At 68.1% G+C, this 23,264-nt stretch carries 21 protein-coding genes and 1 pseudogene; 10 read left to right on the top strand and 12 right to left on the bottom strand.

Annotated elements, in window-relative coordinates:
• Positions 1 to 138 precede the first annotated feature (138 nt).
• The 3 genes from BLQ75_RS20825 (at position 139) to BLQ75_RS20835 (ending at position 2,685) form a co-directional block, all read left to right on the top strand.
• Positions 139 to 825 (top strand): Abi family protein, encoded by a 687-nt coding sequence (locus tag BLQ75_RS20825; RefSeq protein WP_244515813.1) that lies wholly within the window; start codon positions 139 to 141, stop codon positions 823 to 825.
• Positions 826 to 995: 170 nt separating this feature from the next.
• Positions 996 to 1,904, top strand: coding sequence for a LysR family transcriptional regulator (locus tag BLQ75_RS20830; protein WP_092604426.1), 909 nt, complete (start codon positions 996 to 998; stop codon positions 1,902 to 1,904).
• Positions 1,905 to 2,133: 229 nt separating this feature from the next.
• A complete protein-coding gene (locus tag BLQ75_RS20835; RefSeq protein WP_244515814.1) occupies positions 2,134 to 2,685 on the top strand; it encodes a cysteine dioxygenase family protein in 552 nt (183 codons plus the stop codon).
• Between the two features lie 65 nt (positions 2,686 to 2,750).
• On the opposite strand, the gene BLQ75_RS20840 is transcribed toward BLQ75_RS20835, so the two are convergent.
• From BLQ75_RS20840 to BLQ75_RS20875, 8 genes are all read right to left on the bottom strand, one after another.
• Positions 2,751 to 3,668 carry an N-acetylmuramic acid 6-phosphate etherase gene (locus BLQ75_RS20840; protein ID WP_092604428.1) on the bottom strand — a complete coding sequence of 306 codons (918 nt, stop codon included), beginning with the start codon at positions 3,666 to 3,668 and terminating at the stop codon, positions 2,751 to 2,753.
• Positions 3,669 to 3,709: 41 nt separating this feature from the next.
• Positions 3,710 to 4,639 (bottom strand): MurR/RpiR family transcriptional regulator, encoded by a 930-nt coding sequence (locus BLQ75_RS20845; protein ID WP_092604372.1) that lies wholly within the window; start codon positions 4,637 to 4,639, stop codon positions 3,710 to 3,712.
• A gap of 139 nt (positions 4,640 to 4,778) precedes the next feature.
• A complete protein-coding gene (locus BLQ75_RS20850; RefSeq protein WP_211481518.1) occupies positions 4,779 to 5,210 on the bottom strand; it encodes a nuclear transport factor 2 family protein in 432 nt (143 codons plus the stop codon).
• 63 nt (positions 5,211 to 5,273) lie between these two features.
• Positions 5,274 to 5,666, bottom strand: a complete 393-nt coding sequence (locus BLQ75_RS20855) for a PPOX class F420-dependent oxidoreductase (RefSeq protein ID WP_043569320.1) — start codon at positions 5,664 to 5,666, stop codon at positions 5,274 to 5,276.
• Between the two features lie 168 nt (positions 5,667 to 5,834).
• On the bottom strand, positions 5,835 to 7,589 hold the full coding sequence (locus BLQ75_RS20860; protein WP_092604373.1) for a serine hydrolase: 1,755 nt from the start codon (positions 7,587 to 7,589) through the stop codon (positions 5,835 to 5,837).
• A gap of 79 nt (positions 7,590 to 7,668) precedes the next feature.
• Positions 7,669 to 8,964, bottom strand: a complete 1,296-nt coding sequence (locus BLQ75_RS20865; RefSeq protein ID WP_092604374.1) for an exo-beta-N-acetylmuramidase NamZ family protein — start codon at positions 8,962 to 8,964, stop codon at positions 7,669 to 7,671.
• 10 nt (positions 8,965 to 8,974) lie between these two features.
• Positions 8,975 to 10,813 (bottom strand): glycoside hydrolase family 3 protein, encoded by a 1,839-nt coding sequence (locus BLQ75_RS20870; RefSeq protein ID WP_244515815.1) that lies wholly within the window; start codon positions 10,811 to 10,813, stop codon positions 8,975 to 8,977.
• 712 nt (positions 10,814 to 11,525) lie between these two features.
• Positions 11,526 to 12,350 carry an HAD family hydrolase gene (locus BLQ75_RS20875; RefSeq protein WP_244515817.1) on the bottom strand — a complete coding sequence of 275 codons (825 nt, stop codon included), beginning with the start codon at positions 12,348 to 12,350 and terminating at the stop codon, positions 11,526 to 11,528.
• Positions 12,351 to 12,932: 582 nt separating this feature from the next.
• Here BLQ75_RS20875 and ssd point away from each other — a divergent pair.
• Positions 12,933 to 14,042, top strand: coding sequence for a septum site-determining protein Ssd (ssd, locus tag BLQ75_RS20880; RefSeq protein WP_092604376.1), 1,110 nt, complete (start codon positions 12,933 to 12,935; stop codon positions 14,040 to 14,042).
• 1,589 nt (positions 14,043 to 15,631) lie between these two features.
• On the opposite strand, the gene BLQ75_RS20890 is transcribed toward ssd, so the two are convergent.
• Positions 15,632 to 15,820: a hypothetical protein gene (locus BLQ75_RS20890; RefSeq protein ID WP_092604378.1), complete on the bottom strand. Its 189-nt coding sequence runs from the start codon at positions 15,818 to 15,820 to the stop codon at positions 15,632 to 15,634.
• 479 nt (positions 15,821 to 16,299) lie between these two features.
• On the opposite strand from BLQ75_RS20890, the gene BLQ75_RS20895 reads away from it, so the two are divergent.
• The 6 genes from BLQ75_RS20895 to BLQ75_RS20920 all read left to right on the top strand — a co-directional run bounded on the left by BLQ75_RS20895 (position 16,300) and on the right by BLQ75_RS20920 (position 20,664).
• Complete coding sequence (locus tag BLQ75_RS20895) at positions 16,300 to 17,529, top strand: TadA family conjugal transfer-associated ATPase (RefSeq protein ID WP_092604379.1); 1,230 nt, start codon at positions 16,300 to 16,302, stop codon at positions 17,527 to 17,529.
• A gap of 26 nt (positions 17,530 to 17,555) precedes the next feature.
• On the top strand, positions 17,556 to 18,368 hold the full coding sequence (locus BLQ75_RS20900; protein ID WP_170837606.1) for a type II secretion system F family protein: 813 nt from the start codon (positions 17,556 to 17,558) through the stop codon (positions 18,366 to 18,368).
• A gap of 260 nt (positions 18,369 to 18,628) precedes the next feature.
• Positions 18,629 to 19,174 (top strand): type II secretion system F family protein, encoded by a 546-nt coding sequence (locus BLQ75_RS20905; RefSeq protein ID WP_244515831.1) that lies wholly within the window; start codon positions 18,629 to 18,631, stop codon positions 19,172 to 19,174.
• 175 nt (positions 19,175 to 19,349) lie between these two features.
• Positions 19,350 to 19,586, top strand: a complete 237-nt coding sequence (locus tag BLQ75_RS20910) for a DUF4244 domain-containing protein (RefSeq protein ID WP_092604431.1) — start codon at positions 19,350 to 19,352, stop codon at positions 19,584 to 19,586.
• A gap of 284 nt (positions 19,587 to 19,870) precedes the next feature.
• Positions 19,871 to 20,248, top strand: a complete 378-nt coding sequence (locus BLQ75_RS24785) for a TadE family type IV pilus minor pilin (protein ID WP_425286476.1) — start codon at positions 19,871 to 19,873, stop codon at positions 20,246 to 20,248.
• The gene (locus BLQ75_RS20920; protein WP_211481519.1) at positions 20,245 to 20,664 is read left to right on the top strand and encodes an Rv3654c family TadE-like protein; all 420 of its coding nucleotides are present in this window, start codon (positions 20,245 to 20,247) and stop codon (positions 20,662 to 20,664) included. The genes BLQ75_RS24785 and BLQ75_RS20920 overlap by 4 nt, the downstream gene beginning before the upstream one ends.
• Positions 20,665 to 21,036: 372 nt before the next feature.
• Here the strand turns inward: BLQ75_RS20920 and BLQ75_RS20925 are convergent, their stop codons facing one another.
• The 3 genes and pseudogenes from BLQ75_RS20925 to BLQ75_RS20935 all read right to left on the bottom strand — a co-directional run.
• A complete protein-coding gene (locus BLQ75_RS20925; protein ID WP_092604381.1) occupies positions 21,037 to 22,224 on the bottom strand; it encodes an acyltransferase family protein in 1,188 nt (395 codons plus the stop codon).
• Between the two features lie 34 nt (positions 22,225 to 22,258).
• Entirely contained in the window at positions 22,259 to 22,735 is a 477-nt protein-coding gene (locus BLQ75_RS20930) for a cupin domain-containing protein (RefSeq protein ID WP_092604382.1), read from the bottom strand.
• A gap of 82 nt (positions 22,736 to 22,817) precedes the next feature.
• Positions 22,818 to 23,192, bottom strand: a pseudogene (locus BLQ75_RS20935) (VOC family protein); the annotation flags it as partial.
• Positions 23,193 to 23,264 lie beyond the last annotated feature (72 nt).

A 23,264-nucleotide genomic window follows, 5' to 3' on the forward strand; every position in this document is an offset into this window, starting at 1 on the left:
GAAGGCCCTCGAGAGAAACTAAAAGGTGCCGCCCCGAAGGACGGCACCTCGTCAAGCCGCAACCCCAGCGGTGTGGCCTGCCACGAAAAGTGGCTACCAGGGACCGTCCCGGGATCTTCGTGACCTAGGATACCGACCGTGCGCTCCCAGGACAATCCTGACCCCGCCGAATCCGCGAAGGATGCGCTGTTCTCGTTGTTCGGATCGCCGAGGATGTGGGGCTATTCGCATGCCTGCGGCGGTGACCCAGTCGCCGCGCTCGAACTGTACCGATGGAACACCCGGATAAGCGGTGCGTTCTGGGAAACTCTGAGCCATCTGGAGATTGCGCTTCGCAACGTCCTGGCCGAACGTCTCGCGGCCCGCCATGCGGCGGCTGGTCGAGCGGGTTCGTGGTTGGATGACCCGAGTCGTGAGCTCGATCGGCGGGCTCGACGTGATATCGCCAGTGCCCGCCAACGTGTCCGTGTCAAGGGAAAGACCGCCAGCGAGGGACAGGTCCTGAGTGAGTTGTCTTTCGGATTCTGGCGATTCCTGCTCGCGAGGCGCTACGCGACTACCTTGTGGCCCGACCTCGCGCGTGGTTTTCCCCGAGCCCCCGGCCGGGACCGAGCGATCATCGAACAGCCGGTCACCCGGCTGCATGAGTTCCGCAACAGGCTGGCCCATCACGAACGGATCTGGAACCAGCCGTTGAAGGAACGGTATGACGACATAACGGATCTGCTCGGTTTCGTCGGCGACGATCTCCACGACTGGGTCGCAGCGGGTTGCCGGGTGGCTTCCGTATTGGCTACCTGCCCGATCGAACGCCCCTTCCCGTAGGCGTGAGTACGAGGCGTCGTCCGCACCTGCCTGCGCTGTCCTGAGCGTTCTCGCCCGCGGAATACGAGGTGCCGTGCACAGCCCGAGACCGAGTGGTCGAAAGGTCGCGAGGTCACGCTGCGGCTCACGTGGTGGTGTGCCCGGCGGTGATCGGTTCGTATGCTGCGGGAATGGTCGATCCTCGTTATATCGGCGTGTTCCACGAGGTGGTGCGTACCGGTTCCTACACGGCGGCGGCACGCAACCTCGGTTACAGCCAGCCCGCCGTGAGCCAGCAGATGCGCGCCCTGGAGCGGGTGCTGGAGACCCCGCTTTTCCTGCGAGCGAGCGGCGGGCTGGAGCTCACCGAGGCGGGCCGGATACTGGCCGGGCACGCCGATTCGGTGGTCGAGGACCTCACCGCCGCCGAGAACAAGATCGCCGCGGTCCGCGAGCTGCGGCGGGGCAGCATCCGGTTGTGCGCCTTCCCCAGCGCCAGCGCCACGCTGGTGCCCAGCGCTGTCGCGCGCGTCACCGAGCACCACCCCGAGCTGCGCATCCGGCTCAGCGAAGCGGAACCGCCCGATTCGCTGGAGGCGCTGCGCAGGGGGGAGTGCGATGTCGCGCTGGCCTTCAGCTATCCCGGTACCGAGGAGCCCGCCGCGGCCGACATCACCGGCACCGACGTGCTGGACGACCCGATGGTGGCGGTGCTTCCGGTGGCGCACCCGCTGGCCGACCGCGACTCCGTGGCGCTGGAGGAGCTGGCCGGGCAGCGTTGGATCGCGGGCTGTCCCAGATGCCGCGACCACTTCCTGCGGTCCTGCGAGGCCGCCGGGTTCGAGCCGGACATCGCGTTCACCACGGACGACAACCTCGCGGTGCAGGGGCTGGTCGCCGCCGGGGTGGGGATCGCGCTGATGCCCGCGCTGGTGCTGTCCTTCCTGCGCCACCCCGACGTGGTCGGCAGGCCCGTGGCCGGGTTGCCCCACCGCAGGGTGACGGCGTACGCGTTGTGGGAACAGCACCGGATACCGGCCACCGCGCTGATGCTGGAGACCTTCGGGCGGATCGGTGCGGAGATGGCCGTCGGGAGCTGACGCGGCTCCCGCGCCGAGACCGCCCCGGCCCGTCCGACGGAGCCTCCGTGCCCGCTCCCGCCCCGTGGGCAGCCCGCACGAACCCAGCGGTGGCCGGCGGCAGGGGAGTGGTGGCGATCACACCGGCCTCCGGTCGTCGGGCTCGTTTCGTGCGGCTATAAGTCCCGTTGGCCCCCACCAAAGAATCCGGTGGTCGACCCGGTCCGACCTCGCTGTGCATGGTTTCGACATGACCACCATGCGGATCGAACAGCCGAGTCAGCGGTTGACCGAGCTCACGGACGCGATCCGTGACCGCGTGCGCCAGGGGACGAGCCAGGCGCACACCGCCGAGCTGGTCCAGGAGGCGCTGCGTCCGTTCCTCGGTGTGCCCGGGCTGCTTACCGAGCAGCAGCGGCGCGGCGACCCGGAGCGCTACCTGCAGCACGTGCTGCACGTGGAACCGGACGCGAGTTTCTCCGTGGTCGCGCTGGTCTGGCTGCCGGGGCAGCAGACCCCGATCCACGACCACGTCGCCTGGTGCGTCACCGGTGTCTACCAGGGAGCCGAGAGTGAGCAACACTACCGGCTGTGCGACTCCGAGGAGGGCGCCTACCTGGTCCCCGGCAGGCTGGTCACCAATCACGAGGGTGAGACCTGCGGCTTCGCCCCGCCCGGCGATATCCACCTCGTCCGCAACTGCGGTACCGGAACGGCCATCTCGCTGCACGTCTACGGCGCCGACATCGGTGAGCTCGGGACCAGCGTGCGCCGGATCTACGAGCTGCCCGTGCACGAGTGAGTCCGTCGGGGCGTCCTCCCGCTTCTCTCGGATTGTCCCCGCCGAGTCCGGCAGCGACGGGCCGGTCAGGAGCGCAGCGCACGCAGCGCCTCGCGCACGTAGCCGTCGGCTTCGGCCAGCGCTGTCGAGGCGCTGGCCACATCCACCTCGGCCAGCAGGTGCACCAGGGCGGTCTTGAGCTCGCCGCCGGTCTCGTGCAGCGCCAGTTCGCAGGTTTCCACCGAGGCCCCGGTGGCCTCCCGGAGGATGCGCACGGTTCGGGCCCGCAGCTTGGCGTTGGTGGCCACCATGCTGACCATCAGGTTGGAGTAGGTGTGTCCCAGCCGCACCATGACCGCGGTGGAGAACGAGGTCAGCACCAGCTTCTGGGCCGTCCCCGCCTTCATCCTGGTGGAACCGGTGACCGGTTCCGGCCCGGTGTCCACCGTGATCGCCGCGTCGACCAGGGCGATCGCCCGGCACCGCGGATTGGCGGAGACCAGGCCGGTTCCGGCGCCGATCCGTCCGGCGGCTTCCAGCGCGCCCAGCACGTAGGGGGTGCCCCCGGAGGCGGCCAGCCCCATCACGAAGTCACCGGCGGCCGCGCTCTCCTCGATCGCCGCCGCTCCGGCGCCCGCGTCGTCCTCGGCGTTCTCCACCGCTTCGTACAGTGCTGGTTCGCCACCGGCGAGGTGCGGCACGAACCAGTCCCCGGGTGTGTTGAAGGTGGGGACGAGTTCGGCGGCGTCGAGCACCGCCAGGCGCCCCGAGGTTCCGGCGCCGACGTAGTGGACCCTGCCGCCGGACCGCAGCGCCGCCACCGCGAGGTCCACGGCGTGCGCGAGCTCGGGCAGGGCCCTGCCGACCGCCTCCGGCACCGAGCGGTCCTCGGCGTTGAGGCGTTGCAGCAGGTCCAGGGTGTTCAGCAGGTCGATGTCGGTGGTGTGCGGATTCCTCCGCTCGGTGGGCGGCTCCTCGTGGGCGGTGTGGTCCCCGCGTGGCAGGGGCCACCCCGCCGGGGAGTGGTGAGGAGCACCGTTTCGGTTCACCGCCCCTCCTCCCGGTGTCTGCGCCGGTCGGGGCGCACTCGTAGCCGGTGGTTGCCGACAGCTTGGAAGGTGGCCTGCAGTGCGGTCTTCGCCTCGTCGATGTGGCGCTGGGCGACCCCCACGAACAGGCAGTCGATCACGGTCAGCTGGGCGATCCTGCTGGCCATGGCTCCGGAGCGGTAGGTGGTCTCGCGGGCGGCGGTGGTCAGGACCAGATCGACGATCTCGGTGACCGGGGAACGTTCGAAGTTCGTGATCGCGGCCGTCGTGGCGCCGCGTCCCCTGGCTTCGCGCAGCACCTCCACGGTCTCGGTGGTGGCCCCGGTGTGCGAGACGCCGATGGCCACGTCCCCGGGGCGCAGGATCGCCGCCGAGGTCAGCGCGTTGTGCGTGTCGGGCCAGGCGAAGCAGGTCAGACCTATGCGGTGCAGTTTCTGTTGTAGGTCGAACGCGACGAAACCGCTGGCGCCGACCCCGTAGACGTCGATCCGGCGCGCCTGTGCGACAGCGTCGACCAGGGAGCGCAGCGTGGCGACGTCGAGCTGTTCCGCGGTCTCCTCCACGGCCCTCGCGTCCGCGTAGCCGATTTTGTCGACTATTTGGGTGATGTCGTCCGTCTCGGAGATCTCGCTGCCCAGATCCCGATCCCGGCTGGTCGTGCGCGCGGTGTCGGCGGCCAGCGCGATGCGGAGTTCGGGATAGCCGCTGACCCCGACGGCCTTGCAGAACCGCGTAACGGTGGTCTCGCTCGTCTCGGCGGCCTCGGCCACGTCGGTGATGCTGCGATGCGCGATCGAGGAGGGGTCGGCGAGCACTATTCGGGCCACCCGCTGCTCGGCCCGGGCCAGTCCGGGCAGCAGCGAACGAATCCGGACGAGAGGGCTGTGCTCACCGGATTCGATGCCGGATTCGTGAGGAGTGGCCATGTTGGAAAGTTACTAACATCACTGTTGCTCGGTCAAACGCGGTGGCGGGCGCGAGCGCTGCCACCTCCGCCACGGTCAGACTATGCCAACCGGGCCGGTTTCCGCTGCTCTTCCGAGGAAGTTACTCCGCGTGGCGGGTTCAGCGGTCGCCGAGGAGCTCCGACGGCCGGACACCCGCGCCGTTCACCCCCGGAGCGCCCCCGGCTCCCCGGTCCGCCCGGGGCACGGGGTTCCCCGGTGGTGCAGCAGTCGCCAGCCGTCGTCCTCTCTGGCCCACACCGAACTGCGAAGCGTCGTCACGCCCCCCCAGGTGCGCCGTGTAGGTCAGCAGGACGGCGTCGGCGCCGAGCCGCACCGGTCGCAACGCCGCGGCCGTGATCGGCTCCGAGGGTTCGGAGCCGATGGCCGTGGTGATCGTGTCGCGGTCCCAGGCCCGTCCGGAAGCGCCGAACTCCGTGAACTCCTCGCTCAGCAGCGCCCGCACGGCTTCGGGATCGCCGCGCACCCCGGGATCGAGCAGTTCCAGTTCGTGCGCGACGACCGCCTCGAAGTCCGTTCCGGGATCCGCCATGCGCGGATCGTAGGCGGTCCCCCGGCCGTCGGTCGAGCCGTTTCCACCGGCCGCGCGGCTGCTTCACATCCGGGTGGTGTGCTCCGGCTGGACGTAGACGATCACCCGGTGGTCCCCAGGCTGGTCGTAGGGGTACTCGTCGGCGTCCATGTATTTCTTGGCCATCCGGTTGATGAACGCCCGGTCCGGGTCGTCCTCCACCCGCGCGACCCTGCCGCGGACCTCGAGGTAGCGGTAGGGCTGTTCCGGGTCGAGCGCGGACACCGCCAGGCGCGGCTCCCGTTGCAGGTTCCGGTACTTCTGGCGGGTGGTGGTCTGGCTGAACTTGAGGTACTGCCCGTCCCAGTCGATCCACACCGGACTGGACTGCGGTTCCCCGCTCGGGCCGATCGTGGCGATGTGGGCGAACGACCTCTTGCTCAGGATGTCCTCGAGGTCCTGCGGAATGACTGACAACGCGCTCTCCTTCCTGCCGGGTGCACAGTCGACATCGGCGACGCTACCGCGAAAACACTCCGAGTGCCCGTGCCGAACGGAATCGTGTTCGCCCGGCGCGGGCGGCCGTCCGAACCACGCGTGGGGCGGCGACGGCGCGGCCCCGGGGTCGTCCGAAACGGCCGCTGATCAGCGCTGCGCAACCAGGAAGCCCGCCCCGCGCAGCCGGTGCGCGTCGGCCTCGCCGTCGAGCACCGTCCGCCCGTGCGCGGAGATCCTGATGCCGTCCAGGTAGACCCCCCTGCCCACGTAGCGCTCGTCGGGGGTGAAGCGCCACCGCACCAGCGCCTCCCCGGCGCGGCCCTCCGGAACGGTGCCGCGCACCCGCCACCAGGCGCGGTGACCGGAACCGGCCAGCTCGGTCACGGGACGCCGAGGTGAGCCGGGGCCCCTGGTGTGCATCCGCACCACGTGCCAGGAGCTCCCGCCGTCGTGGCTGTACTCCAGGCGCAACCGGTCCACGCCGTCCGGATTCCGCTGGGTGTCGACGAAGGTCTCGAACGAGACCCGGAGGGGAGAGTCCGCCCGGACGGGCTCGGTGGTCAGCGTGGTTTCCCCGTGGGCCGTTCCGCCACCGGTGAACCAGGCGGTCGGGCCGTGGCGCGGCTCGACGGCCATGGAGCGGGCCAGCCCCTGCGCCAGTGCCACCCGCGCCGGGTTGTTGGACCCCCACTCCCGCGAGGGGTGCACGCGGTTCGTCAACAGGATCGCCATCGAGCGCGATCGTGGATCGAGCACCATCGAGGTCCCCGTGTAGCCGGTGTGCCCCGCGCCGCGCGGGCTCGTGAGCCCCGCCATGTACCAGCGCTGCTCCAGCTCGAAGCCGAGCCCGTGCGAGTGCTCGGGGAACTCGGTGTTGTGGTCGGTCAGCATCAGCTCCACGCTGTGCTCGCTGAGGATGCGTTCGCCGCCGTACGTCCCGCCGTTGAGGATCGCCTGCCCCAGCACGGCCAGGTCCCGAGCCGTGGAGAAGATCCCCGCGTGACCGGCTATTCCCCCCAGTGACCAGGCGTTCTCGTCGTGCACCCGGCCGTGGACCATCCCGCGTGGCGGATCACTCTGGAACTCCGTGGCCGCTGTCCGGTGCAGCTTCGAGCGCGGTGGCCGGTAACCCGTGTCCGCCATCCCCAGCGGTTCGGTGATCCCACGTGCCACCACCCGGTCCAACCGTCGTCCGGTGACCCGTTCCAGGAGTTCACCGAGCACGATCATGTTCGGGTCCGAGTAGTTGTACGCGCTGCCCGGCTCGGTGACCGGTTCGAGGTCCATCACGTGCGGTATGCGCCGCTCGGCGGGCAGTTCCCACAACCTCACCACCGACTGCAGCCCGGAGGTGTGCGTCAGCAGCTGGCGAACCGTGATCCCGGACTTGCCGTGGTCGCCGAACTCGGGCAGGTACTCGGCCACCGGCACGTCCAGTCCGACGCGACCCCGCTCGACCTGCTGGAGCACCGCGACGGAGGTGAACAGCTTGGTCATCGAAGCGAGGTCGAAGATCGTGTCCGGAGCGACTTTCTCCCTGCGTTCCGGTGGGAGCTGTGTGCCCTTCCCGTCCGCGTAGCGCAGTTCGTAGCCCGCGGCCTCGTGACTGACCACCAGACCGTCGTGTGCCAGCAGGCTCACCGCGCCCGCGTACATCGGGTGCTCGCGTTCCGGGGTGGTTTCGGTCCACTCCGCGATCCGCGCGGTGGCTTCCCGGATGGGAGTCGGCGCGAGCCCGGCCTCGCGGGGCGAGGCCTCCCGCAGTCGCGTGTCGGAGGGGGAGAACCCCTGATGCGGCAGGTCGAAGCGGCCACCGCCCCTGACCTCTGGTGCGGGGGCGGACGCGCAGGTCGTCACGGTCAGCATCGACAGCAGGGCCGTCACCAGCATCGGATTGCGCATCCTCACCTCACGGCTTCGGGGTTCTCGGCTCGGGGTCCACGGGTGTTCTCCCGGGCTTCTCCACCTTCGGCGTGCCCGGTCAGCGGTACAGCAGGTAGGGGCGGCGCCTGCGGCGGAACTCGGCCAGCTCCTCTTCCCAGGCCCCGACGATCTCGGCGGTGTCGGCTCCGGCGTCGGTCATCTCGCGCAGTCGGGCGGAACCGGTGAGCTTGTCGATCCAGTTGTCCGGCCGCCACCCGAACACGTCCGGGTAAAGCCGCCTCGCCTGCACGAGCATCGTCACCGCCGTGCTGATCGCGTCGAACTCCGCCGTTTCGGTGCGGCGTACCAGAACCCCACCGCAGGTGGTGTCGCGGTGCTTGGAGAACGTCGGTACGAAGTAGGTCTCCTGGAAGTACGCACCGGCCGGTCCGACCGAGTTGAGCCGCTCCGCCCAGCGCCAGTCGACCCCGGGCGCGCCGACGATCTCGAACGGTCTGGTGGTGCCCCGCCCCTCGGAGAACAAGGTTCCCTCGAACATTCCGGTTCCGGGATAGACACGCGCCGTGTCCGGGGTGGGCATGTTCGGGCTCGGCGGTGTCCAGGGCAGTCCGGTCTCGTCGAACGTGTGCTCGCGCGACCAGCCGGAGGTCTCCACCACGTCCAGTCCGGGCAGCCGCCCGCCCTCCTGGTCGGGTAGGAACTCACCGTCGAACATGCGTGCCAGCTCGCCGACGGTCATGCCGTGCCGCTGCGCGATCGGCAGCTCACCCACGCCGGAGGCGAACGCCGGGTGCAGCACCGGTCCGGCGGCGAATCCACCCAGCGGGTTCGGCCGGTCCAGCACCGTGAACGGCACTCCGACACGCACCGCCGCGCGCATCGCGGTGTACATCGTCCAGATGTAGGTGTAGAAGCGGGTTCCGACGTCGGCGATGTCGAACACCAGCCGCTCGATCGAGGCCTGCCGCAGCATCCCGGCCAGTTCCGCCACGTCGGACCCGTAGGTGTCGTACACGGCGATGCCGGTGCGCGGGTCGGTGTGATCGCCTTCCGATCCTCCGGCCTGGGCGGTGCCCCGGAAGCCGTGTTCCGGTCCGAAGGCCGCCGCCACCCGTACCCCGTCGGCGGCGTGCATGTCGTCGACGACGTGTGGCAGCCCCGCCGCGGGGCGGGTGAGCACGGAGGTCGGGTTGGCGATCACGCCCACCCGGAGTCCCCGCAGGCGGTGCCATCCCTCGGCTGCGAGCTCGTCCGCCCCAGTCCGCACGGCACGACTCCCGCCGCGGCCTTCCGGGCCCCGCTCGGTACCGGCGGCCGAGGCGCCGGTGAGTCCGAGCATCGGAGCGGTCACGGCAGTGGAGAACAGGAATCTCCTGCGGTCCAGCTCGTTCATCGTGACTACCTCACCAGGTGATTCCGTGTCCGAAGCGGTAGCGCTCGCGGTCGGGCCGGTCCGGTTCGGGTACCGGGACCGGCAGCCTGCCGGTGGGTGAGACCCGCCCGAACAGCACGCGCACCAGCGACTCCATCGAGATCTTCCGGTAGGAGTAGGTGGCCAGCCAGACGTGGACGTCGTCGACGCAGGCGGCATCGTAGGGGTCGCGCACCGCCACGGCGATCACGGGTTTTCCCGAGCTGCCCAGCGCTCGTAGCAGTTCGCGCTGCGCGCCCCCGGAATCCCGCCAGGCTCCGTTGGTCAGCACGATCGTCACGTCGTGCCGCCCCGCGCTCTCGACCGCCTCGATGATCATCCCGCTGTCCGGGGAATCACCGGTGTGCAGCGTTTCCGTTCGCGGCCGAAGTCGTTCGAGCTCAGCGGCCAGCGCGGCGGTGGTCGTTTCGCCCCAGCCGGTGACGAACACGCTGCCGACCTCGGGTCCAAGCGGCAGCGTCCCGGCGTCGTCGCGCAACACCGTGACGGTGTCGTCGGTGATCCGCAGCGCCTGCCGCCGATGACGGGGCGTGCCGACCCGCCGTCCCACCGCCCCGGTGTCCACCAGCGGGTTCGACACGCTTCCACGTCGGTCCTTCATGCTCAGTATCCGCAGCACGCTGCGGTCCACGTCCCGTTCGGACAGTCTCCCGGAGCGTACGGCCCCGATCACCGACTCGATCGCCGAGGGCAGGTTCTCCGGCATCAACAGCTGGTCGGCGCCGGCCTCCAGGGCCAGCACGGGGATCTCCTCGGCGGGGTGTAGCTTGTGCACCCCTTCCATCCGCAGCGAGTCGGTGACCACCACGCCCTCGAAACCGAGCTCCTGGCGGAGCAGCCCGGTGATGATCCGGGGGGACAGCGTGGCTGGTTCCCCCGAGGGGTCCAACCCGGGGAACTTCAGGTGCCCCGTCATCACGGCGTCGACGCCCTCTTCGACGGCGGCGCGGAACGGTGGCGCGTCCAGGCGCCGCCACTGTCGTTCGTCGTGGTCGATCACGGGGAGGTCGGTGTGGCTGTCCACACTGGTGTCGCCGTGGCCGGGGAAGTGCTTGGCGGTGGCCGAGATCGCGTTCCGCGCGGTGGCGTTCCACTGGTAGCCGCGCACCTGGGCACGGGTCAGCGCCGCGGCCAGCTCGGGATCGGAGGCGAAGGAGCGCACCCCGATGACCGGGTTCTCCGGATTGACGTTGACGTCGCCGACCGGTGCGAAGTTCTGGGTGAAGCCCATGGCGCGCAGTTCCCGGCCTGTGATGCGCGCCGCCCGGCTCGCCAGGCGGGGGTCCCGCGCCGCTCCCAGCGCCATGTTGCCCGGCAGCACCGTGGCGGGCTCGCTTATTCGGGTGACGGCGCCCTGTTCCTGGTCGGTGGCGATGGTGAGCGGGATGCCCGCTCCGGAGCCACTCGCGGCGCGTTGCAGCCCGTTCGAGAGCTCGGCGATCTGGCCGGGATCGTGCAGGCTGTCGGTCCAGGAGAAGTGGATGACACCGCCGAGCAGGTACCGCCGCACCACCTCGGCGGGGCTGGCCACTCCGTACTCAGCGCGGTTGGTGGGGTGCGCCGCGTCCGCGTCGGCCCCGTAGACCACCGTGACGAAGAGCTGCCCGACCTTCTGCCGCAGCGACATGTTCCGGAGCGTGCGCAGCGCCCACTCGGTCGTTCGGGGCGGTGGCACGGGGTCGGCACGTGCGGAGTGGCCCCTTCTCCGCTCGCCGCGTTCGCCGGTCCCGTCCGCGGCCGCCAACGTCCCCAGCGTGGCCGTTCCCAGCGCGATCGTACCGAGGCGGCGTCTGCCGAATATCGCTGCCACGAGGAGGCTCCCGTTCTTCGGAAACTCGATTCGCCGGTGGCGGCCGTCGGTGGTTCTGCGGCGGCGGGGAGAACCGTGGGTGTCCCACCGGATGCGGGTCGGCTTCGCAAGTTACCCACGCTGCGTAGTGTAGTCAAAGTCACGCGCCGCGTCGCCGCCCTTCGCGCCGGCGTTCCCAGCGGCGTGAGCCTCGGCCCGGCACGCGGGGCGTCGTCGATCGGCGGGAGCCCGTCGTTGTTCGTGAGGGGGCGCCGCTCGGTCCTCGGCAGAGGCGTTCCGGAGGTTTCTTCGAACCCGGAGGCCGAGTCCGGGATTCACACGTGCTCGCCCCCGTACATGATGGTGGCGCCCGCCAGTTCGCCTGACGAGCGCCACTCCCGGCGCGAACCTGCGGGTTACCAAGCGTGTGTTCGCTGTCGTATCCTGCGGGCTCGGCGTCCGGCGTCCCGGTACGCAACCCTGAGAACGACTGTGCCTTTATTCAGCGGCTGCGCGTGGGTTCCCGCCATCGCGCCCCGGAGCCCTGTCGGGGGGACGCCGCTTCTCCTCCGTGACGTCCCTGGCCAACCAGGGGTCCGTACTTCCTTTGTAGACCGCACCGCGAGTTGCCGCAAGCCCCGGTGCGAGATCATTCGCTCGGTGCTGTTCGGTGAACCGGGGCCGGTGGGGCCCGCGTACTCCGGAGTGTCCGCCGATGGCCCCTTCGGAGGTGTCACCCGCGGCCGCGCCGGCGCCACCACAGTCCGTAGGCCACCCCGGCGGCGGTGGCCCCCAGTCCCAGGGCGGCCGTGGTGACGGCGGTCGCCGAGGGAGTGGGGAAGCGGGCCCGCAGTGATACCGGGTGTTCGAACACCAGGGCGGGCCAACCGCGTTGCACCGCCTCCTTGCGCAGGCCCCGATCCGGGTTGACCACGGTCGGATGCCCCACCAGCTCCAGCAGCGGCAGATCGGTGATCGAGTCCGAGTAGGCGTGGCAGTCCGACAGGCGGTATCCTCCGCGTTCCGCGATCTCGGCCGCCGCGCGCGCCTTCTCCGCGCCGGTGCAGTAGAACTCCAGCTCCCCGGTGTAGCGCCCGTCCTCGATCCGCATCCGGCTGCTCGCCCAGCTCGTGACACCGAGCAGCTTGGCTATGGGGGCCACGATCTCCTCGCCGGAGGCGGAGAGCACCGCCACTTCGTCGTTCTCGGCCCGGTGCTCGGAGATGAGCTGAGTGGCCTCCCGGTAGACCAGCGGGTCGACGATGTCGTGCAGCGTCTCCTCGACGATCGCGTCGACCTGCTCGACGTCCCAGCCCTCGCACAGCGAGGTCAGGTGCTGCCGCATCCGTTCCATCTGGTCACTGTCGGCGCCGGCGAGCATGAACATGAACTGCGCGTAGGTGCTTTTCAGCACGGCCCTGCGGTTGATGAGCCCTTCCCGGAAGAACGGCTTGCTGAACGCGAGCGTGCTCGACCTCGCGATGATGGTTCTGTCCAGGTCGAAGAACGCCGCTCCGCGCCGCTCGTGGTTCTCGGCAGGATGCTCGGACTGGGTCACCCCGCCAGCATAAGCGCCGTACCGCTCGTGGGCGTGCCAGTCGGATGCCTGTCCGTGTCCCGTGCGGCCGGATGGGGTTCGTGGTGTGGTCCGCCGCCGCGTTCCGGGCCCGCGTCGTGTGCCGGCGGCTTCCCTCATGCCAAGGCACTCGTTCGAGTGAACGAATTGGCTGTTCTTTAGCCACGTTACGTGCAAATACAGTTGCACGTGAACGGTTCGGTTAGTGCGAATGCAGGTTTCCGGGGGACCATGTTCCCCCTAATGGACGCAACGCGTCAGCTGGAGGATGAGCGATACAGTGGAGACTGTCCGGTGCACCGGACAGTTCAGCCCGACCCCCCGGGGCTGAACCACTGGCGGCCCTCGTCCCTCCCCCCTGGCGAGGGCCGCCCCTCATTCGGCCTCCTCGTTTCGTCCACGAGTCCTCCAGCGGTCCACAGCTCGTCGTTCGCGCTCTGGCATCCCGCTCACGCCCGGCTACATGGTGAAGCGGTGAAGGGGCGAGCGTGGCGGTTCCACGTCACACCTCGCCGGCAGAGCTCGTCCCCCGGGGCGGCACGACCCGACCGGAGGTGTACCGGGATGGCGGGAGAACCGCTGATCGTTACCGAGGACCCCGACCTCGCGGAGGAGCTGGCCGGGATAGCCGCGGCCGCGGGGTGCGAGACGCGTCGGGCCGCCGAAGCGGACACGGTGGGGCGAGCTTGGCACGAGGCGCCGTTGGTGCTGCTGGACGTGCGAGCGCTGCGGCGCTGCCTCGCGGCCGGGCTTCCATCTCGTCCCGGACTGGTGCTGGTGACGGCGGAGGCGGAACCGGAGTTCTGGCGCACGGCCTTTCACGGTGGAGCGCAGTACGCGATGGAGCTGGCCTCCGAGGAACAACGGCTGGTGGGGCTGCTGACCGAACTGACGGAGGAGAGTGCGTTCGGCGAGGGGAAAGTACTCGCGGTGCTCGGCGGCAGCGGTGGCGCCGGGGCCTCCGTGCTGGCCGCCGTCACGGCGGTGCTCGCCGCTCGTACGGGCAGAAGCTGCACCCTGCTCGACTGCGACGCGTTGGGTGGTGGGCTGGACCTGGTACTGGGGGAGGAGCACGCCTCGGGGTTGCGGTGGTCTGAGCTTTCGGTCGGAAGCGGCAGGTTCACGGTGACCGCGTTGCGCGAGGCACTCCCCTCACGGCGGCTCGGCTCCGGCGAGATATCCACGTTGAGCTGCGCAAGGGAAAAGGCCCAGCACGGTATGACGGCCGAGTCGGTTCGGGCCGTCCTCGACGCGGCCCGCAGGGCGGGGCAGACCGTGGTGTGCGATCTGCCCCGGAACCGGGACGAGACCACGCTGGCGGTGCTGCGCGGGGCCGACCTCACGGTGATGGTGGTACCTGCCGAGATACGAGCCTGTGCGGCGGCGGCCGGTGTGCTGAATGCCCTGGGAGACGCCGTGCCCGGACCGGTGCGGGCCGTCGTGCGGGGTCCTGCTCCGGGTGGGCTGCGCGTGACCGACGTGCACCGGGCCGTGGGGCTGGAGGTGCTCACCACGATGCGAACCGACCGGGGACTACCCGCCCTCATCGACCGGTTCGGACTCTGCGGGGTTCGGCTCGGTGGGCACCGACCACCGGTGCGCGCCGCTCGGAAGTTGCTCCGGGCTCTCGACGGGAGTGCCGATGAGTCCGTCCGAACAGGGGATTCCCGGTAGCGGCGAGGAACTCGCCCCGCTCGGATGCCGTCGGCGGTGTGGGTCGCCTCCCGGAAGCCCCTGACCCCTAGGAGGAAGGACCGCCCAACGTGTTCCGCTGTACGATTCCGCTACGAGGTGTCCGGTCCCGCCTGGGAGCCCCGGGGGCGTGATCGAGCCCAGGCGGCGTTGATCCCGGTGGTAGTGCTGTCCGTGTTCGACGACCGGTGAAGCGGATCATCCGACCCAACGAGTTCCGAAACGGCCGTCACGACGGCCGTTCCACGTTACGTGTTCGGCTTTCGTCGGCTCCTCCTCGTCAGAGCTGGATAAAGATCACGATTTCATTCGGTCAAAATCGTGCCTCTTTTCGATTGCGATTCGGAATACATGTCCGGGTGGCAGTTCGTCCCTCGTGTGAGTCGCTTCCTCACGTCTGGAAAATCGGTACGGGTGCTCTCGACTTCGTCGCGCCGAGTCGAGGACGGATCCCGTTTTCGCTGCCGGTGCGTGCTCACCCTGGACACATGTCTCCCGACCAGGGGCGCAGTGGTGTTCCCGAAGGTGTTCGCGGGCGACGTCGTTCCGGTGACCCCACCGGTGGCCCCCAGGAGTCTTTCGTGGTCACGGATACTCGCCGGACATCCTAACCCCGTCGTGGCGGGTTCGCACGCCGGATAGGCCGATGGGTCCTCCGAGCAGGTGTGAAGCGAGCTGTCGATCTTCGGTGAAGATTCTTTTTCGTTGATGTCGAATTTGATCCGGCAAACTTCGGGGCAATGCCGGTAAACTCGCCGCAGAGTTCTTGCGCGAAGCCCGTGAATGCGACCAGGGGTGTCGTGTTCCGTGTTCGCACACTTGTGGATCCCTTCCGGGGCCACGACTATTTCGGACAGTTGTCGGGAGGAGGTTCGCGGTGTCCGAGTCTTCCTGCTCCAACCCGCGACCCATGGATGTCACGATCGCCGAGAGTGTTGTTCGAACCGCCACCGGAACCGTCGATTCCGAAATGGTGGACCAGATCGCCCGAGTCCTGGCTCGTCACTCCGCGTTCAGCTCGGAACTCGCGGATACGGCAGCTCGGGGGATGCTTACCCCTGAAGAGGTGACGGAAGTGAGTGCGCGTGCACATGAGGTGACTGAGCGAGAGATTCAGCGCGTGCTCGCACGCGCACCGGTGCACGACTCGGAAGTTCCGGTACCGCCCCAACCACGCGGGCGACCCGCCGTGGAGACGTACGAATCGGACCCCGCGCCGGTGTCCAGGACGGCCGCGGCGATGTTGGGCGTACACCCCTGAGGGGGTCACCGCTCCGTTCGTCGGAAGTCCTGGTGGGAGGAAACCGCACGGCGGGTGCGCTCGTCCACGCACGCCCGCTGCACCGAGCCGCGGCCGCCCGTACCACGTCCGGAGTCGCCGGCGAGTACGTCGGCGGAGAACGACTCGGGGCCCGTGACCGGTTCCGCTCAACCGGACGGATTCGTTCGGCGGAGCGCTGTTCGGCGCTTCCTCGGAACGCGACTCCCCGTGGAGCGAGGAGTGCTCGCGTTGAAGCGGAACCTTCGGGGAGGACGAGTGCCTCCGGTGAGGGACCGCGGAGGCGTACGCCTCAGTGCTCGGGTTGGTGGGCGCGCGCGGCCAGGGCGTCGATGACGTCGTCCAGCTCCGCCAACCGGTGTCGGAGGAGCACCGCACGTGCCGGTTCCTCGGTTTCCTCCAATTCCGCCGCCAGTTCCCCGTAGCGGGTCAGCAGTCCGACGATGTCGTTGCCGGATGTTTTCCACCCCTGCTCGTCCATCTTGACTCCCACCTTCGTCGTGTGAGGTTCGCCGAACCGCTCGGACCGGTGCGCGGTGGGCTCCGTTCGCCACCGCCCGGAACCGGTCCTTCCCGAGCCCGGTACGCGAGTGTGTCCGCCGAGCTCGTCGTGGGCGCGCGCCGATCATCGCCTCCCCACTCCCGGGCGCACGTGATCTCCCCGTCGCGGAGTCCGTTCTCGGTAACCGCTTCGTACCGCGAAGAGTCCTAACACGAATGGAGCATCGGTGCCACGCGATCGCCTTTCTCGGGCCGGGACGCTTCGAACCAGCGGCGGCCTCGTGTGCTCGTAGGAGCTCCCGTCATGGACGAGGGGTGGTTGTCCACAGCTGCTTCGGTTATCCCCAGCTCCGAAGCTCCGGGGTGCCGCCACTCCTCGAACCGGAGCAGGCTGATCGGTGCGGACGACGACACGGCACGGGAAGCTCCCTGCCGTCGCACCGAACGGAGGTGGGATCGATGCCGCTGTCCACCGAGAGGTACTCCACGGCAGACCCGAGCACGCCCGACGGGGCACGGGTGGACGAGGAGTTGGCGAACCGGGTGCGGGCACGTCTGGTCTCGGAAGGAGCACGGCTGACCTCGCGGGACATAGCCCTCGCCGTGCGGGAGGAGGCCGGAACCCCACTCGGCGACGGCGAGGTCCTTCGCACGATCCGCCTGCTGCACCGCGAGTTCCTCGGGGCGGGACCGCTGGAGTCGTTGCTGAATCGTTCCGACGTCACCGATGTTCTGGTCAGTGGCCCGAACGAGGTGTGGTTGGACCGCGGTCACGGTCTGGAGCGCGCCGAGGTGAGTTTCGCGGACGAAGAGGAGGTGCGCAGACTCGCCCAGCGACTCGCCCTGGCAGCCGGGAGGAGACTCGACGACGCGCAACCCTGGGTGGACGGGTGGTTACCCGAGAACGCGACGGGGAACACCGTGCGACTGCACGCGGTACTCGCTCCGGTGGCCGCCGACGGAACCTGCGTCTCGTTGCGGGTGCTGCGCCAGACCTCGCACGACTTGGCGAGTCTCCGTCGCCTTTCGGCGTTCGACTCCGAGATCTGCGCACTGCTGCGTTCGATCGTCACCTCCCGGCTGGCGTTCCTGGTCACGGGCAGCACCGGCTCGGGCAAGACGACCCTGCTCGGCGCGCTGCTGGGTGAGGTGCCGAGCACCGAACGCATCGTGTGCGTCGAGGAGGCCCGGGAGCTCCGGCCTGCCCACCCGCACTTCGTCCGGCTCGTGGCACGTCCGCCCAACGTCGAGGGCACCGGACAGGTTCGGATGAGCGAGCTCGTGCGGCAGGCCCTGCGGATGCGTCCGGACCGCATCGTGGTGGGGGAGGCGCGTGGCGCCGAGGTCCGGGAACTGCTCGACTGCCTGAACACCGGTCACGAGGGCGGAGCGGGTACGGTGCACGCCAACTCACCCGCCGAGGTGCCCGCGCGCATGGAGGCGCTGGCGGCGCACGGTGGAGTGGAGCGCGATGCGCTGCACAGTCAGCTGTCGGCGGCGATCCGCGTGGTGTTGCACATGCGCCGCACCGCTCGGCACGGGCGGCATCTCGCCGGAATAGGCGTGCTGCGACGGTTCGGTTCGGAAACCACGGTCACTCCGGTCTGGGAACCGGGGGCAGGTTGGGGGCGGGAATCCCACCGACTGCTGGACATGCTCGCCGAACGCTCGGACGCCGAGGAATGCTGATCACGGCTCACCACCCGGATACGCGGATGGTCCCGGTCGCGATCGCGCTCGTTTCGGCGGCGGTTCTGCTCGGGATGCCCGACCGGCTCGCCGCGAACAGGTTGGCGGGACTGCGTGGTCGGGGCGAGCCCGCGCTTCGACAGTGGCCTCGTCTGGTCGTACCGGTGCTCGGTTCAGCGACGACGGTGCTGCTCACGTCGCTGGCAGGTGTGGCGGTGGCTCTCGCCGCCGTCCTGTTGGGTTGGCTCGCTCTGCGACATCGCCGCTGGCGAGCGCGTGCGGCGCGCAGGTTGCGGATGCTGCACGCGCTGGTCGTCGGATTGCGGGTGCTGGTGGGCGAACTGGAGGCGGGGGCACACCCCGCCACAGCGGCCGAGAGCGCCGCAGCCGACAGTTGCTCGGAGGAGACGCGGGTGTTGTTCGCCGAACTCGCCTCCACTGTCCGGTTGGGAGGGTCCCCAACTGACGATTTCGGTGCCGTACACCTTCCGGCCGAGACCCGTCGGGATGCCTCTCGGATCGCTCGGCGGTGGCGGCTGGCGGAACGGCACGGGATTCCACTGGCACGCCTGCTCGAAACCGTGCGGGTCGACCTGGACCACCGGCTCCGTACCGCCCGCGAGGTCGAAGCCAAGCTGGCGGGGCCACGCGCCACCGCCGCTGTGCTGCTCGTGCTACCGGTCCTCGGACTGGTACTCGGGCAGCTGAGCGGGGCCGGCGCCCTGGCGGTGCTCACCACCGATCAGCTCGGGAGGATCATGCTGCTGGTGGGGGTAGGGCTGCTGTGTGCCGGGGTGTTGTGGATCCAGCGATTGACCGAGAGCGGGGCGGAGCCGTGAATCCGCCGGCCGCGCTGTTCGAACCCCCGGTCCTGCCGATGGTCGCCGCCGCGCTTCTGCTGTCGGGAGAAGGCTCCGCTGTCCGGCGGCTCCGTGGCCTGCTGCCACTCCGACGAGCCGCGAAGTCGGCGAGGCCATCCCGAGGGGCGGGTGGTGGACGGGAGAAACGTGCCCGGTCGCGGTCGGTGCGGACCGAGGTACGTCGAGGGGCGCTCGTATCGTTGTCACTCGGTTCGGTGGCCGGAGGCTGCTTGATCACGGTGCTGCCGGGGACCCCCGATGTCGTGGTGCTCTCCCTGGCAGTGGGGGCAGCGCTCGGAACCGGTTCCGTCCTGCTCGGTAGGAGGAGAAGGCCGCCCACCACTTCGCCGCTGCGGGTGGCGGCGGGTTGTGATCTGCTGGCCGCGGGACTGCGGGCCGGATTGCCACCTACCGCACTGCTGGACGAGATGGCCGCGGAGTTCGAGGAACCGGCCGCCGAGGGTCTTCGCGAGGTGTCCCGCTCGCTGTCCCTGGGAGCCGATCCGGCCACGGGGTGGGAACCCGCGGCACGGCACGCGGAGACCACCGAACTCGCCCGAGCGGCGCGTCGCAGTCTGGGCAGCGGCAGCGGCCTGGCGAGGGTGGCAGCGGAGATCGCCGTGCGGAAACGAGCGGTCGCTTCCGATGACGCGGTGGCGCACACGGAGCGGACCGCCGTGCGGGTGACGGCACCACTGGGCCTGTGCTTCCTGCCCTCCTTCTTCTGCCTCGGTGTGCTGCCGACGGTGTTGGGGATGGTGCACCGGCTCGATATCCACTGGTGACCGCTTGTTCGACCGGGTGAACCGCAGCTCGGACACGGTTCGCTGGAGCGGAAGTCGGCGGAAGGTTCCCGCCCCGGCGTTCCGGAGCGCGGGGACCAGAACACCCGCCCGGTGGTCCGGTCGAACCGTGCTCAGGAGAACCACTCACCGAATGTTCGGACGAAAGGAGTTGAGTATGACGCTGTTCCGGCTACCGCAGCGCCGGGCCCGGGCGGTGCTCCGAGATGTCCTCCTGCCGCGAGCACGCCGTGTGCTGGAGGGGGACTCGGGGATGAGCACGGCGGAGTACGCACTCGGGACCTTGGCCGCCGCGGCATTCGCCTCCATGCTCTACATGGTGGTGACCAGTGATTTCGTCACCGAGGCGCTGACCTCACTGCTGCGGGAGGCGCTTTCGGGACAGGCACGTTGATCCGGGGCGACGTACCGAGCTCGGTAACTCGGAGGAGCGGTGTGCTCGGTAGGGGTAAGCCGGCTGCGGTTCTCTCCGGGCTCCGCTCGCGGAGCGCGACGTCCCCAGAACCCCCGGACGGTCCTCGCGGTGGTGTCCACGGTGACTCCCGAGGCGATGTCCACCGCGCGGCGGAACGTTGCGGCCCCGGGAGTACCGTAAAGGTTTCGTCGGACGAGCCCTCCGGGAACCACCAGTCAGCTGAGCGGGAGGCGGTTTGCGCCCCCGACGCGGGGAGCGCGACCGTGGAAGCGGCGTTGGGGATCTGTTCCGTGGTGGCGGTGTTCCTGCTCGCGCTGGGCGGCGTCACGACCGTGTTTCTCCAGCTGCGCTGCACCGATTCCGCGATCGAAGCCGCCAGGCTCCACGCTCGTGGTGACGGTGCCCGCGCGGAACAGGTCCTCGAACGTTCGGTCCCCCCAGGCGCTCGACACCGGGTCACCGTCTCGGACGGACACGTCACTGTCACGGTCTCCCTCCGGCCACTCGGTGGAGTTCTTCCCCTCCGGTTGCGGGCCCGAGCCCATGCGGTGCTCGAACCGGGGGTCGCCGGTTCACTTACCACGAGCGGGTCGCCCGCCGAAATCCATGGTGGAGAGGAACTTTCCGAGGAGGAGCGGTGAGGGCGAAGGACAGCTACGGGCCTACCGGGACAGTGCGCGAGGACGATTCCTCGCCAGGTGAAGGGGGCAGCGCGACGGTCCCGGCCGCGATGCTGACGCTGGCGGTGCTCGCGGTGTGCTGGCTCGGAGTCCAGTTCGGCGCTGTCGTCGTGGCCGGGCATCGGGCGCGGGGAGCGGCCGATCTCGCGGCGCTGGCAGCGGCGGCGTACGCCCCCGAAGGGCAGTGGGTGGCCTGCTCTCGGGCGGCGGAGGTGACCCGGCGCATGAATCTCGAATTGTCCGACTGCCGGGTACGAGGTCGGCGGGCATGGGTACACACCGAGTTGGCAGTACCGGGCGCGCCACAGGGAGCGTGGCTCGTGACGGGCCGTGCACTGGCTGGTCCGATCGAGGGGCGCGGGGCGGCACAGGAATAAGCGGCTCGGAAGGACTGTTGTGAGACAAAGAGGTTCCCCACTCGGCTGTTGCCGAAGTGGGGAATCCCGAGGACGGACGGCTACTTGATCGGAAGCGCCGATCCGGTGTTGTGAGGGGTCGTGTGTATACGGAAATACGATCTCCGACTCCAGGGTGGGGAGCTCGGAGAGTCGCCGTTCGCGGCTCGATTGGTGGACAAGCTTTCCGGGGAATTGGCTCGAAGTCCGGAAAGAATGGTGTGCCAATCGTCGCACCCCTGGTTTTTCGGAGTGTCAGGACCGTGTTTAGCCGTCACGGTAAGTATACGCCGAGCACTCCGATGGGTGAATCGTTGGTCAACTGATGTTTTCGATACCTGTCAGAGGTGCTGCTCAGCTGGCCGCTCCAGAAGGGCTCCTGGTGTCGTCGTCGATTTTCTCAACAGGGGGACAGACCAAAGATCCGTGCTTCATTCCGTCGGGAGACCTGCCCCAACGGCGCATGGCCGGGAGCTCGACCCACCGGTAGAGAAGGTTGGCGAAGTACAGGGTGACCAGAAGCAGCACGGTGCTTACGCAAAGTCCCACGAACAATGACCAGCTCACGTTCTCGCCGAGCGCCTTGAGCGTGAAGTGGAGAATCAGGTAGTGCACCAGATAAAATGCAAAGGAAATCTCTCCGAGCCATATCATCCTCGGCCCCCGCAGCGGAGAAGGGGTTCCTCTCAGATCGGCCGTGGCGGCAGTGGCGATCACCATACTCAGGGGGATGGCCGCGACCGTGGTCATGCCGTATTCCGGTGGAACCAGCAGTACCGCCAGGTAACCGACCGCGAAAATTCCGATGCTGGACGACCAGCTCAGCGAGATCCAACGACCGCTCAGAACGATCCGAGCCAGGAGTATCCCCAGTGTGAACTCCAGCATTCGCACGGGCGGTAAGTTGTATACACCCCAGAAGTGCCAGAAAGGCATGTCGGCCCAAACTATACCCGGACGTTCGGGGAAGACGAAGAAAACCAGGGATGTCCAGGCGAATATGGTTGCCGTGACGGCGGCGAACCAACCCCATAGATGTTCGGGTCGAATTTTTCTTATGAACCTGTAAATGTAAGGAAAACACAGATAGAAAACGAGTTCGCAACCCAGAGACCAGTTGGGGCCGTTCGTTCCGGTCAGCGCGTCCATTCGAGGAATCCAGGTATGCACCAGGAAGGCGCTTGGAATCACATGGAACAAGTTCAGGGCCTCGCCGGCTATGATCATCAGAAGTAAACCGGCGAACCAGGTCACAAGGTGGTTCGGAAATATTTTTACCACTCTGCGTCGCCAGAATGAACGAACCGTGTCGTTGTCCTTTAATGACCAGGTGAGAACAAATCCGCTGAGGATGAAGAAGAACTCGACTCCGACCCAGCCTGCTGGATTGAATATTTGATAGAACGCCTCGTTCGTGTCAGGGCTGTTGAATATCCTGTTCTGTGCTATGTGTGATACGAACACCATCGCGGCCGCGATGAATCGTAATCCTGTGATCGACGGAATGTGGGTGGGTAACTCGGAACCTAATTTTGTTTTCATTGCTGGCACCTGTCCGTTCGATGCGGGTGAGAATCTAGAAGTAGGACGATCTGTACTGGTCGTGCAACTCCGAGAATTTTTCCAGTTCTTCCTCCGTCGGAAGGGTCTTACTGTTCAGCAGGTCCGCGAGGCCGTAAAAAAACTTTTCTCTGTTTCTTCCGGGTGTGAAACTGATCAACAGCTCCGCTGGTGAGTCCGAGACGTTGGCGAATCCGTGGGGAATACCCGGCGGGACGTACAGTGCTGTTCCGGGCTTGGCGTTTATTTGCTCTGCTCCCCGAGTGAGTAGCACTTCGCCGGAGTGGACCACGAACAGTTCCGTCATTTCTTTGTGGAAATGTGGTTTGGCGTACGGACCGTTGGGAGCGAGTGAGAGTCCGAACAGCCCCAGTTCGTTTCCGGTTTCGCCGGTGGGAACTATGATTTTGCAGAAGTTTTCCCCTATGTGGACGCCCTCGGCCTGCTCGGGGGTGCCGATATATGACTTCTTCTCGCTGGTGTAAAAAGTCATGGTTTTCCGTTCAGTCGCGCTCGATGGCCCTGATCTGTTCTTCCAGTGGGGTGGGCGGTGGCACGTCGGGAGCCGGGACACCGTGCCGGAACGGGTGGTCCTGTGGCACCTCGACGATGTAGATCAGCACGCCGTCCGGATCTTTGATGTGCATCTCCCACAGACCCCACTTCTCTACCCGGGCTTCTCTGGCAGGGGAGACGCCGTTGGCCATCAGCTCGGCTCGCGCGGTCGCCAAGTTGCGAACCTGAAGCCAGATTCCCGGTTGTTCGTCCGGAGGGGTTTCGGAGCGTCCGACCAGTTCCAGGTGACCGCCCCCCAGGTGGAACACGGTGCCTCTCTCCGGACCACTGCCGAACTCCTGTGCCACGGGGAGTCCGAGTTTCTCACGATAGAATTCACGACTGGCTTCGGGATCGGTCGGGCGTAGCACGATCCTACTGGAAAGAATTTCCATTCTGACTCTCCGAGAAAATGGTTCCATTGGTACGAAAAAGACGCCGTCCGCCGTTGGTGAATTACTCGACAG

The sequence above is a fragment of the Actinopolyspora xinjiangensis genome, from assembly GCF_900104475.1.
GTDB classification, from domain to species: domain Bacteria; phylum Actinomycetota; class Actinomycetes; order Mycobacteriales; family Pseudonocardiaceae; genus Actinopolyspora; species Actinopolyspora xinjiangensis.

Coding starts and splice junctions, on each gene's coding strand:
- BLQ75_RS20830 (WP_092604426.1), top strand. CDS start 996: ATGGTCGATCCTCGTTATATCGGCGTGTTCCACGAGGTGGTGCGTACC.
- BLQ75_RS20835 (WP_244515814.1), top strand. CDS start 2,134: ATGACCACCATGCGGATCGAACAGCCGAGTCAGCGGTTGACCGAGCTC.
- BLQ75_RS20845 (WP_092604372.1), bottom strand. CDS start 4,639: ATGGCCACTCCTCACGAATCCGGCATCGAATCCGGTGAGCACAGCCCT.
- BLQ75_RS20850 (WP_211481518.1), bottom strand. CDS start 5,210: ATGGCGGATCCCGGAACGGACTTCGAGGCGGTCGTCGCGCACGAACTG.
- BLQ75_RS20860 (WP_092604373.1), bottom strand. CDS start 7,589: ATGCGCAATCCGATGCTGGTGACGGCCCTGCTGTCGATGCTGACCGTG.
- BLQ75_RS20865 (WP_092604374.1), bottom strand. CDS start 8,964: ATGAACGAGCTGGACCGCAGGAGATTCCTGTTCTCCACTGCCGTGACC.
- ssd (WP_092604376.1), top strand. CDS start 12,933: ATGGCGGGAGAACCGCTGATCGTTACCGAGGACCCCGACCTCGCGGAG.
- BLQ75_RS20890 (WP_092604378.1), bottom strand. CDS start 15,820: ATGGACGAGCAGGGGTGGAAAACATCCGGCAACGACATCGTCGGACTG.
- BLQ75_RS20895 (WP_092604379.1), top strand. CDS start 16,300: ATGCCGCTGTCCACCGAGAGGTACTCCACGGCAGACCCGAGCACGCCC.
- BLQ75_RS20900 (WP_170837606.1), top strand. CDS start 17,556: ATGGTCCCGGTCGCGATCGCGCTCGTTTCGGCGGCGGTTCTGCTCGGG.
- BLQ75_RS20910 (WP_092604431.1), top strand. CDS start 19,350: ATGACGCTGTTCCGGCTACCGCAGCGCCGGGCCCGGGCGGTGCTCCGA.
- BLQ75_RS20925 (WP_092604381.1), bottom strand. CDS start 22,224: ATGAAAACAAAATTAGGTTCCGAGTTACCCACCCACATTCCGTCGATC.
- BLQ75_RS20930 (WP_092604382.1), bottom strand. CDS start 22,735: ATGACTTTTTACACCAGCGAGAAGAAGTCATATATCGGCACCCCCGAG.